This window comes from Bartonella sp. AA89HNZF (genome assembly GCF_042196905.1).
Taxonomy (GTDB): domain Bacteria; phylum Pseudomonadota; class Alphaproteobacteria; order Rhizobiales; family Rhizobiaceae; genus Bartonella.
Map to the genome: position 1 here is coordinate 40020 of NZ_JBHIRD010000001.1, position 12213 is coordinate 52232.

Genomic DNA, 12213 nt, shown 5'->3' on the forward strand with positions numbered 1-12213 from the left:
TCCTTAATACACGTCACTTTCAAAGTAGTTTTGACTGCCTTCTTATGGATTTTTTTATCCTTATGTCTTTTTAAATGAATAGCCCCACCTATCCACACTACCACCTAAAAACAGTATGACAACTCATCAATACCACAATGCCGATAAAAAGACCCATCTTTATCAAAATGATTACATAAAGAATGCTCTCATTAAATTTCTCATAATTTTCTGAAAACAAACTGCTTCTCTTATAAGAAATTACTCGACACTTCTTTATACATAAAAAGAAAATCTCTCCTCACTATTATTATACAGAAACTTATCAACAAATTCTATCATAATATCAATATGTTCAGAACTAAATACTAACATAACAACGCACAAACTTTTTCCCTCATTGAGAAAAGTAATTTCCCCAATTCTACCTTTTATCTTCTACATTTATTATAGTACCAACGCAAAAAGGGAAAGATGAGATTCATCTTTCCCTTTTAATACTTATAAAACCACAACTACAATTCAATGAAATCCTGTTTATGGCTAGAGAGTGTTACAGATTACTCTGCTGCCTCCACCATAGGAATGACTGAAACATAGGAACGATTACCCGCTTTGCGTTGAAAAGAAACCTTTCCATTTGATAATGCAAAAAGCGTATGGTCTTTTCCAATGCCGACATTGTTTCCAGGATGCCAACGTGTACCACGCTGGCGAATAATAATATTTCCGGCAATAACGGTTTCACCACCAAATTTTTTAACGCCTAGACGTTTCGATTCTGAATCACGACCATTACGCGAGGAACCACCAGCTTTTTTATGTGCCATAGACGCTCTCCTTTAATCTTTCTTACTCTTTGATGCTACAGATACTTTCTTCGGCGACGCAGTCTTTTTTTCAACCATTTTTTTAGCCGTCTTCTCAACAGAAGCAGAAGCTTTTGTTTCTTTTGATGTAGTTTCTTCTTTTATAGGTTTCTCAGCAACTTTTTTAGGTTTTGAACCACCCATTAAAATTTCTAAAACACGAAGCCTCGTAAACTCTTGACGATGGCCACGCGTGCGTTTAGAATTTTGACGACGGCGCTTCTTAAATGCGATAACCTTGCGCCCACGTGTCTGTTCTAAAATCTCAGCTGTCACCAATGCATCAGCAACGACAGGGGTACCAATAACCGCATTACCTTCTTGCCCAACCATTAATATGTCATTGAATTCAACTACATCACCCGCATTTCCACTAACTTTTTCAACTTTTACCACTTGATTAGCAACAATGCGGTATTGCTTACCACCAGTTTTAATGACTGCGAACATTTTTTATCCTTCCGTTCACTCCAGCTCTTATTTAATTTCTGCCTTGAAATAAGGGAAAATAGGCTGCTTTTTATCAGTCTTAATAGATCTCAAAGAAGGATAAAACCTTCTTCAATACAAATATGCGCAGATTTCCCCACGCTTATATTTTGTATATATGAAGGAATTTCTATTCTCTGTCAATAAAGTCCCATAAAAAAGAAAAAAAGGTTGTACCAAAAACAATTGAAGGTTATCTACCCCTTATACACTCGAATAGTGCCGATTTTTGTTTCACTTTATTATGGAGAGATGGCTGAGTGGTTGAAAGCACCGCACTCGAAATGCGGCATAGGGGCAACTCTATCGGGGGTTCAAATCCCTCTCTCTCCGCCACTGTAGCTTGCCAGCGGGTTTTGTATATTTTGCCACTAGGTTTTGTACCAATTCATTTTTTTTCAAAGAGTTTTAAAGGTGTTCTCAAAGGGTCTTCAAAGACCTCTCAAAGGTCTTTATCGTTTTTGCGAATAAATTCTCATTTTTACAATTTTTGCACTTTTTTGATTTTCTGTTACATAAATCTAATCCAGATAATAAGAGAACGCATAGTAAAATTAAAGAATTATCTCATATTTCTTTCTCATTCTACTTTTGCTTAGTTAGTACAAAAACTACTGTAAAATTATATTTATTTTGCACGTCTTACTTGAATATGTGCTAGCAACCCTAATGTTGAACTATCACGATTATCCGCTTTACTTTCTCCACGAAGAATTGGTAGTAACTCATTTGCTAATTCTTTACCAAGTTCAACACCCCATTGATCAAATGAATTAATATTCATTAAAATCCCTTCAACAAAAGTACGATGTTCATAAAGCGCAATAAGACGACCGAGTGCAAAAGGTGTTAATAAATCCTGAACCAGCGTAATGCTGGGACGGTTTCCTTTAAAACTTCTATGAAGAGCTAAATAACCTGCTTCACGTTCATCAACTCCATTTTTTATCAAGATATGCTGAGCATCTTCAATACTACGCCCCTTCATCAAGGCCTTTGACTGTGCTAAACAGTTTGCTAGCAACATCTCATACATAGAATGTAAATTTTTCTCATGCCCTTTTATAAATAAAATAAATTCTACAGGAATAACATCTGTTCCTTGATGCAGAAGCTGAAAAAAAGCATGTTGACTATTTGTGCCTGAATCACCCCAAACAATTGGACCACTTGAAAAACTTAATGGTTTTCCATCCAGCGAGACTTGCTTACCATTTGATTCCATATCAAGCTGTTGTAAATAAGCTGGAAAATGTATTAAACGCTGCGCATAGGGAATAATAGAGCGTGATGAATAACCACAAATAACACGATGCCAAAACCCTAAAAGAGCAAAACGAATAGGAATATTTTTATGCAAAGGCATGGTTTTAAAATGTTGGTCCATTTGCAAAGCACCATTGAGAAATTGGCGAAAATTTCGACCACCTATTGCAAACATCACAACAAGCCCAATGGCTGACCAAATTGAATAACGCCCTCCAACCCAATTCCAAAATTTAAAAACTCTTGTCGAATCTATGCCAAATTCTGCCACTTTATCAAGCGCACTCGAAACAGCAACAAAATGCGTGCAAATGGCTTCTTCTCCTAAATGTGAACAAATCCACTGACGTGCAACTTGAGCATTTACCATTGTTTCAGCCGTTGTAAAAGTTTTAGAAGCAATGACAAACAGCGTTGTTGCTGGATTCAAAATAGAGAGAGTATCAGAAATATGAGCACTGTCAGCGTTAGAAACAAAATGACAACGTGGACCATCATGATAAGGTTTTAAAGCATATGTAACCATTGCAGGACCAAGATCAGATCCACCAATACCAATGTTTACAATATCACTTATTCTCTCTCCATTGCTTCCCTGATAGCTTCCATCACGTACCTTTTCAGAAAATCTTTCCATGTCTTCAAGAACATCTTGAATATCGCGAATAAGATCATGGCCATCCAACATGAAAATTTCGTCAGCAGGTAAACGTAATGCAATATGAAGAACCGAGCGTTTTTCAGTTGTATTAATCGCTTGACCAGAAAACATTGCATCACGCCGTCCTAACACATCTGCTGCAACAGCTAAATCATCTAAAAGTTGCAATGTTTTAAATGTTACCCCACATTTTGAAAAATCGAAAAGAAGATCATCAAGTCTGAGAGAAAAATGGGAAAAACGCTGTTCATCTGCTAAAAAATGTCGACGAATATCATAGACCCCATCCTTTGCGGCATGGCTCCTTAAAGCATTTAATGCGGCTTCAAAAGCCTTTTCATTTCGAATCGAAAAGCTATCTCCCATAAGCTTATCCTATACAGTTATTGACAATGAAATCTATGCCCAAACAATAACAAAGCAGAAAGCATCTCCTTTATTGCTCCCTATCTTTACTGTTCACATAAAAACTAAGGAATATAAAAGTAAAAAATAAGATTCGAAGATGATATTTTTACAAGAATAAACTTTTAAATCTTTTCCACTCGATACATCATTTAACTTTATTGAGTTCTTTTGTTAATAATATAGCTTCTTCTGCTTTTGGTCTTATAAAACGCCCTAAAAAAAGATAAACAACCGGTGTAACATAAAGCGTAAAAATAGTTGCTAAACCTAAACCACCAACGATAACCCAACCTAAAGCTATACGCGCCTCTGCGCCAGCACCTTTGGCTAAAACCAAAGGAATACCTCCTAAAATGGCACAAATCATTGTCATGCAAACTGGACGAAGGCGAATGTTTGCTGCTTCTTCTACGGCTTCACGCACGCTTCTTCCCTGATCACGTAATTGATCTGCAAATTCAACAATAAGAATACCATTTTTCGCCATAACGCCAATTAACAAAATTAATCCAATTTGGCTGTAAATATTAAGACTCACACCACTCAATAGCATAGCAATTACAGCACAACCAATCCCTAATGGGACAGTGGCCATGATAATAAATCCTGAAATAAAGCTTTCAAACTGAGCAGCCAAAATCAATAAAATAATCAAAAAGGCAATGCCAAAAACAATCATAAAACTGGAGGATGTTTCATTAAGCGTTTCAGCTTCCCCTAAGGGAACTATATAGGTCCCTTTCGATAACAAAGGAGAAGCAATTTTCTGTACCGTTTGGTAAGCTTCCCCTAAAGCAATACCTGGAGCAAGATTTGCGCTTAAAATAACAGCACTCATGCGTTTTTCCCGTTTTAATTGGGGAGAGATAGCTTTTTCATGTAAACGTGCAATAACCGATAAAGGAACATATCGATTGTCTTTGGTCTTTAAAAAAATGTTTTCTAAATCACTAGGACTCTTCATAGAATTTTTACGCGACATCAATTTAACATCGTAAGAATGATCATCCACGTTAATGGAACCAATCTTTTTACCATCCAACATTGCTTGTAATGTATCGCCCAAATTGGTGATATCAATCCCTAAATCGGAGGCTTTTTTTCGATTGATTTCAATGAAAAATTGCGGTTGTGTTGCATCAACAGTAAGACGTGGACGAATAAAACGCGGATCATCTTGTAAAGTACTCACCAGCTTATCAGCAATGGGTTGTAATGTTGCATAATCATTGCCAAGAATTGCAAATTGTAATCCTTGCCCAGTTCCTCTCACACCCAAAGAATTTCCCTGCGCAGCAAACACAAAAACTGCGGGAAACTGTTTAACCTTTTCATTAATATCTTTCACGATTTCTTGCTGACTCCGTAAACGTTTATCCCAAGATGAAAGCAATAAAATCAAAAAAGCAGTATTGGGTGAACCGCCAGCACCTGCAATAGAGTAACTGTTAGCAATCTCCCCTGCATCACGTAATGGCTGTAGACTTGCTTCAATTTGCTCTACTTGCTCGTTCAAATATTGTGTTGAAATACCTTGTGGTCCATTAATAACCAAAAAGATCACAGCTCTGTCTTCTGCTGGCGTTAATTCCTGTTGTAGCTTCGTATAGCCTCCAACACAAAGACCCGCAAAAATAAGTGAAGCAAAAACAACAGCCCAAGGCTTTTCTAAACACTTATGCAAACTGTAAGTATATGCCTTATGAAAAAAAGTACCTAATTTATATAAAAAAGCAAAATGATGGGACTCTTCCTCTTTCTCCTCAATATGTTCTTTGAGAAAACGCGAAGCCAACATGGGACAAAGCGTTAAGGCAACAACTGAAGAAAGCAAAATAGAAATTGCCAAAACAAAACCAAATTCTCTAAAAAGACCTCCAACTTGCCCAGGAAGAAAGGAAATAGGAACAAACACAGCCACTAAAGTCAATGTTGTTGCTAAAACAGCAAAAAATACTTCACGTGTTCCTATCACCGCCGCAGCCCTAGACCCTAAACCCATGTTGCGCCACCGAACAATATTCTCAAGAACAACAATAGCATCATCCACAACAAGCCCTGTTGCTAAAACAAGTCCTAAAAATGTGAGAATATTTAATGAAAATCCTACAAGATAAATAGCTGCAATGGTACCAATCAAAGCGACAGGAAGAGATACAGCAGGTATCAGCGTTACACGAATGTCTCTGAGAAAAAGAAAAATGACCAAGATAACACTCAAAATAGCAATAACCAACGCAACTTCAACCTCATGAAGAGCGCTTTTAATAAAAACTGCATCGTCATTAATAACGTCTATATGTACAGAAGAAGGAACAATACTTTTGAGATTATCAACAACGGTTCTCACTCCTTCAGAAATATTAAGAGTGTTGGATTGTGCTTTACGCACAACTCCTAATCCAATACCTGTCTTTCCATTGATACGGAGAATAACCTTTTCTATATCCGGCGATAAAGTGACATGCGCAACATCACCAAGATGTACATGAGGTTTTAAAACAACTTGTTCAAAAGATTCTGGTGTTGTTAAACGTGCAGTAGCACGCACAACTAAATTTTGCGTAGAATTGCGTAATGATCCTACTGGCACATCCGTTGTCATATCAGCAAGAACACGAGAAACATCTGCTACGGTTAATCCATAACTGGCAAGTTTTGCTTGATCTATATCAATCTGAAAAATCTTTGTGCGAGCGCTATCAACCTGTACATCACCAACACCATCAACAGCGGAAATTGCATCAACAATCTGATCGTCTACAATCGTGGTTAAATCATCAACACTCATTGTTGGTGACGTCACAACCAAATACATCATGGCAGCAGCATTGGAATCTGCTTTAATAATCAAAGGCGAATCCGCATCTTTCGGTAAAGTATACGTAATGCGAGACAGGGCATCACGAATATCAGATGCTGCAACATTCAAATCAACACCAACATTAAAATTAATCTGCACACGGGAGCGCCCAAAAGAAGACGTTGAAGAAATCGTCTTAACACCTGAAACACGAGAAACAGCATCTTCTATAATTTTTGTAACTTCACGATCAATTGTTTCTGCCGACGCACCAGAAAACACCGTCACAATCGTTGTTACGGGAGTATCAACATCAGGTAATTCTCTTACATCAACATTTAACCATGCTGCAAATCCTGCAATGATGATCATAGCATTTAAAACAAAAGTAAAAACCGGTCTGCGAATAAATAAGGTAATGAGACCACCTTGCTCGACCTGTGACATCGGCTGTTTTGTGCTCAATTCTTGGCTCATTGTATATCCGTTCCGTAAACTGCTGGTAATTGCTGTTGATGAGACTTTGGATCATCAATCGTTACTTTACTTCCTGGATAAAGCATTTGTACTCCTTGAATGACAACTTGATCACCATTTTCTAGGGGTGCTTTTACGAAAACTTGATCTGCTTTATGCTGAATAATTGATACGGGTATAGCCTCTACTTTCCCTTCTCTCACACGCCAAACAAATGACCCTTTACTGTTCCATTGAACCGCAAGAGGATTAACGACAGGGAAAGAACCACTATGAAATTGCAAGGCAACAGAAAAAGACATACCAGACATAAGCGTATCTTTTTCATTATTAATTTCAACCTGAGCATGAAGTGTGCGACTTTCTGGATCAACGATATTATCAATCGCATAAATATGACCAACAAAAGATTTGTCTGGCTGCGCAGTTAATGTTGCCGTTACCTCATCTCCTTTATGGATGCGCGACACATATCGTTCAGGAGCCCATATGTCGACCAAAATACGTTCTCTATTCTCAATACGGCCTATTACAGTATTAAGGGTCACGTTATTTCCCGCATCAACAGGCAAAATACCAACAACTCCAGGAATCGGTGCACGAATTGTTCGCCGATCGAGATCTAATTCAGCATTACGCAAAACTAAATTTGCATTATCCAACTCTAAGCGTGCTGTAATTTCTTGAACTTCTGTTGCTGTATTGCTAGCACGTAATTTAAGAATGCGCGAAAGCGTTAACGCATTATTATCACGTTGTACTTTTGCTTTTGCAGCCGCTATTTCCTCTTTTTTAGAATCAAGCTTTGCAATCACATCACCTACTTGTACTTTTGTACCAGCTGACACAAAAAGCTTATCAATAACACCTGGAGATAAAGGGGTGAGCTCGACTTCTGCAAGTGCTTGTCCACTCCCTAGAACGTTAAGTTGTTCATAAAAATCTTGATTTTTTACAAGATCAACGACAACCTTTACCGGTGGTTTTCTCATTTTTCCATTTGAATCTTTATACGATACTCTTGTTTTATCCACCATAGAAATGGGTTGGTCTGCACTCTTTTTTCCAACCCAATAAGTAACCGTTAAAACAACGATTAAAAACACTAATGGAAAGATCTTTTTTAATAACGCCATACATCCGCCCTTGCTGTGTCATGTTCATCTGAAATAGTTTTCAACAGTAATATCGGCGTTTTACACAAAAACCCAACAGCGGGTGTATATATCTTACCCCACCGCAAAAAACACATCTCATCTCTGCTTGACTATCTTTCATAGATTAAAACGTCAAGTTAACTATCGTTCATATTGCTTTGTATGGTCATGACAAAAAAATGTTCATATCAAAACCAACTGAAGCCATAATATATTATATCCTTTTTTAAAATATATCATAAAAAAAAGAGATTTTTTTTATAACGACTCAAGTTTCACTTGCATTTCTTTAATGAAACGATTAGGAACCCTTTGTCTTAGACAATGTAAAAAATTGAAATGTATGCACCCGTAGCTCAGCTGGATAGAGCACCAGACTACGAATCTGGGGGTCAGGAGTTCGAATCTCTTCGGGTGCGCCATCTATCAATATCTTACTTATAAAGTCAGACTTTTTAAATTCTTTATTTTGTGATCTATTATTTTGTATTTTGTTATTTCATTCTGTTGTGGGGCGTTTCTTTAGCCATTTTGCTAGAATAAAATGTTATGAGTCCTTCAATTCAGCTCTAAGGTGCTTTTATTAGCTTATAATCGTAGCGATTACATGAGTAGCGTATGTTGTTGTTTTCTTTTTTCAATCTATGCGCTTGTTTTTGGTCTCTTCCGGATTATACTCTCTACTCAGTTAGGTAATTTTTACGTGCTTATTTCTAATTGTTCCATAACTGAATGTTTCTAGATATTTTATTCCTAGCAGTCCCATCTTAAGAGGGATTTCAGATGTGCCGCCATAAATTCCGGTTTACCACCATGTGAAGCTTTTTCAGTGTGTTGTTGGAAAGAATAAATAAACTACTTCTCGAACATACTACTATGAAACACTTATGGTATCCATTAATATCATCAGCATTTGTTGCAAACCAAAGCTTCTTTTCGCAATATTTTTAATTGAATTAAACGTATTTTTACTGCTTAAAAGCAAAAAGATTCTTTTTCCTAAAAAACAATAAAACTCTTCTTGTGCTTCTTTAGCATTATCTCTTGCATGGCATATCATCGATTTCTATGATATCTTAATATTTTTCTGTTCTCTATGAATTTTTCTAATTAATCCATGGGTACAGATTTCAAACATTAATAAAAGCTGAATTTAAAGAATTTTTCCATGCCTAAAACTGATATTGAAATTGCTCGCACTGCTAAAAAGCAACATATTATTGAAATTGCACAAAAAATTGGTATCTCACATGAAAATCTCATTCCCTATGGCCATGATAAAGCTAAAATTTCTTCTGAATACATAAAATCGCTTAATAAAAATCCAGATGGTAAACTTATCCTTGTCACAGCTATCAATCCCACAACTGCCGGAGAAGGCAAAACAACAACAACAGTTGGACTAAGTGATGCTCTTAATCTTATTGGTAAAAAAACAATAGCTACCTTGAGAGAACCATCTTTAGGTCCCTGTTTTGGTGTAAAAGGCGGTGCTGCTGGTGGTGGTTATGCGCAAGTCATTCCAATGGATGACCTTAATTTACATTTTACCGGTGATTTTCATGCTATTACAGCTGCTCATAATCTTCTTGCCGCAATGATAGATAATCATCTTTATTGGGGAAATACTCTAAACATTGATCCACGTCGCATTGTTTGGAAACGCGTTCTTGATATGAATGATCGTGCATTGCGCGATATTGTCATTTCATTGGGGGGCATAACAAATGGTTTTCCACGCCAAACAGGTTTTGATATTACTGTTGCATCAGAAATTATGGCGCTTCTTTGTCTCTCTGAAAATTTAGAAAACCTTACACAAAGACTCAAGAAAATTATTGTTGCTTATCGTTATGATAAAACGCCCATCACCGTTTCTGATCTCAATGCGGAAGGTGCAATGGCAGTTCTTCTCAAAGATGCTATACAACCCAATCTCGTACAGACAATTGAAAATAATCCCGTTCTCGTTCATGGAGGACCTTTTGCTAATATTGCTCATGGCTGCAACTCAGTTATAGCAACAAAAACTGCTTTAAAACTCGCTGATTATGTTGTCACAGAAGCAGGATTTGGAGCCGATCTTGGAGCAGAAAAGTTTTTCGACATCAAATGTCGGCAAGCAGGTATTGTACCAAATGCTACCGTGATCGTCGCAACTATTCGTGCATTAAAAATGAATGGTGGTGTAGATAAAAATAACCTGACAGAAGAAAATATCACCGCTTTAGAAAAAGGAGCAGCCAATCTTTTACGACACATAAAAAATATGAAGCACTACGGTATTCCTTGTGTTGTGGCTATCAATCATTTTGACAGCGATAGCGATGCTGAAATAAAAACATTACAAAAAATAGTTGCAACAACTGGACACAAAGCTATTATCTGTAAGCATTGGGAACAAGGTGGAAAAGGCGCTATAGAACTTGCACAAGAACTCGTTACCTTGATTGAAAAGCACGATTCTGATTTTAAAGTTCTCTATCAAGATGATATTCCCCTCGTTCAAAAAATTAATTGTATTATAACAAAGCTATACGGTGGACGTGGCGCCATTATCTCAGCCCCTATTCTCAAACAACTTGAATCTTGGGAAAAAGGAGGTTTTGGCGCCTACCCTATTTGTATGGCAAAAACACCTTATTCTTTTTCTGCTGACCCCAAGCAATATGGTGCGCCTGTTGATTTTGAAATTCCCGTACGAGAAGTTCGTCTCTGTGCGGGAGCCGGCTTTATCGTTGTCATTTGTGGAGATGTTATGACCATGCCTGGACTACCCCATTATCCCACGGCCGAAAAAATTCATCTTGATGAAAATGATCAAATACAAGGACTTTCATAAGTTTATAAGCATGAACTCTATCATTTATTATAAAAAGCATTTTATTACAAAAAAAATAGAATTTTTAAAAGCAATATAGACAAATGTCTTATTTATATGATATAAGCGCTTGTTCTTTTGGATATGCCTTTAAAAGGACGTAGGTTTTCCTATTATTTGTGACACTGAAAAAAGCAGGATAAATAGTGCAAGTACTCGTTCGTGATAATAATGTTGATCAAGCGCTCCGCGCGTTGAAGAAAAAGATGCAGCGTGAAGGTATCTTCCGTGAAATGAAAATGCGTAGTTATTATGAGAAGCCATCTGAGAGGCGTGCTCGTGAAAAAGCTGAGGCTATTCGTCGTACACGTAAGCTTGCTCGTAAGCGTGCACAAAGAGAAGGTTTTGTTAGTAACGGACGAACTGTTGCAGTGAAGTAATATGCTTTTGTGTATGCGTTATCAAAATGGCATGAATTGTAGTGTAAATAGGTTATCAGAAATTTTGTACTTATAGAATATTGTAAATGAGTTTTTCTCATAAGGCGTGTGTTATAGTATTTAGAATTATCTGAGCATAATGGGTGTTTTGGGTCTATAAATGTAGTGATTTTTACTCCACTCTTCGGCATTTCAAGCACTGCATAACAAGCTGCAGTTCGGTTCTTTAAATCGACTTATTGCTGTACAAAATTAAGGAGAGAGTACTGGATATTTTGTAATGGCATTTTGCTATAGTTTTTCATCTCTCAAATAGCTCTTTCTTATGTACCGCTCACGTGCTGGTTTTCTTTTTTTCTATTAAAATATTCTGCATCTTTCGAAAATTCTAGATTATATTGCAAAGCACAAATCACTATTGCAATATGCGATTATGTATGTGTAGAGATATGATATCAAATACATAATCCTCGTTCCCTTCACTTATATAACGAAATGATTCCATAATTTTCGATATCTCTTGATTTTATCCCTTTACAAAGGGAAGAATTTTAACCACTGCATTACAGCTTGGTTTTTCTTGATAAATTTCTTCCCCTCATCAATTATGTTATTCACCTCATAGCGTATCGAGCAAACCTTCCCCTGAATATTTCATTTAATTTTCTTTTTCTCTAACTCAGTATAAAAGAAAATTGACAATAAACAAAGAAACCACTGTGATTTTAATATGTGTGAATATGTGCCTTATCTTATCATTTTTTATGAAAATATTTTTACAATTTAAATAACGATTAAAATGTATAACATATTGATTTATTATTATAAATAAGCGTTTTTCAT

General features: G+C 36.6%; 7 protein-coding genes and 2 tRNA genes. 4 read left to right on the forward strand and 5 right to left on the reverse strand.

Annotated elements, in window-relative coordinates; translation table 11 throughout:
• Positions 1 to 539: 539 nt before the first annotated feature.
• Positions 540 to 809, reverse strand: coding sequence for a 50S ribosomal protein L27 (rpmA, locus tag ACFIN0_RS00100; RefSeq protein WP_273723965.1), 270 nt, complete (start codon positions 807 to 809; stop codon positions 540 to 542).
• A gap of 12 nt (positions 810 to 821) precedes the next feature.
• Positions 822 to 1298: a 50S ribosomal protein L21 gene (gene rplU / locus ACFIN0_RS00105; protein ID WP_375701674.1), complete on the reverse strand. Its 477-nt coding sequence runs from the start codon at positions 1296 to 1298 to the stop codon at positions 822 to 824.
• A 285-nt stretch (positions 1299 to 1583) separates the two neighbouring features.
• Between rplU and ACFIN0_RS00110 the strand changes: the two genes are divergently transcribed.
• Positions 1584 to 1673, forward strand: a tRNA-Ser gene (locus ACFIN0_RS00110).
• 292 nt (positions 1674 to 1965) lie between these two features.
• On the opposite strand, the gene pgi is transcribed toward ACFIN0_RS00110, so the two are convergent.
• From pgi to ACFIN0_RS00125, 3 genes are all read right to left on the reverse strand, one after another.
• The gene (gene pgi / locus ACFIN0_RS00115) at positions 1966 to 3630 is read right to left on the reverse strand and encodes a glucose-6-phosphate isomerase (RefSeq protein ID WP_375606202.1); all 1665 of its coding nucleotides are present in this window, start codon (positions 3628 to 3630) and stop codon (positions 1966 to 1968) included.
• Positions 3631 to 3817: 187 nt separating this feature from the next.
• Positions 3818 to 6952 (reverse strand): efflux RND transporter permease subunit, encoded by a 3135-nt coding sequence (locus tag ACFIN0_RS00120; RefSeq protein ID WP_375610042.1) that lies wholly within the window; start codon positions 6950 to 6952, stop codon positions 3818 to 3820.
• The gene (locus ACFIN0_RS00125; RefSeq protein ID WP_375606200.1) at positions 6949 to 8088 is read right to left on the reverse strand and encodes an efflux RND transporter periplasmic adaptor subunit; all 1140 of its coding nucleotides are present in this window, start codon (positions 8086 to 8088) and stop codon (positions 6949 to 6951) included. The genes ACFIN0_RS00120 and ACFIN0_RS00125 overlap by 4 nt, the downstream gene beginning before the upstream one ends.
• A 366-nt stretch (positions 8089 to 8454) precedes the next feature.
• On the opposite strand from ACFIN0_RS00125, the gene ACFIN0_RS00130 reads away from it, so the two are divergent.
• From ACFIN0_RS00130 to rpsU, 3 genes are all read left to right on the forward strand, one after another.
• Positions 8455 to 8531, forward strand: a tRNA-Arg gene (locus ACFIN0_RS00130).
• Between the two features lie 746 nt (positions 8532 to 9277).
• Positions 9278 to 10951, forward strand: coding sequence for a formate--tetrahydrofolate ligase (locus tag ACFIN0_RS00135; RefSeq protein WP_375701675.1), 1674 nt, complete (start codon positions 9278 to 9280; stop codon positions 10949 to 10951).
• A gap of 185 nt (positions 10952 to 11136) precedes the next feature.
• Positions 11137 to 11370: a 30S ribosomal protein S21 gene (gene rpsU / locus ACFIN0_RS00140; protein WP_273717519.1), complete on the forward strand. Its 234-nt coding sequence runs from the start codon at positions 11137 to 11139 to the stop codon at positions 11368 to 11370.
• Positions 11371 to 12213: the final 843 nt, after the last annotated feature.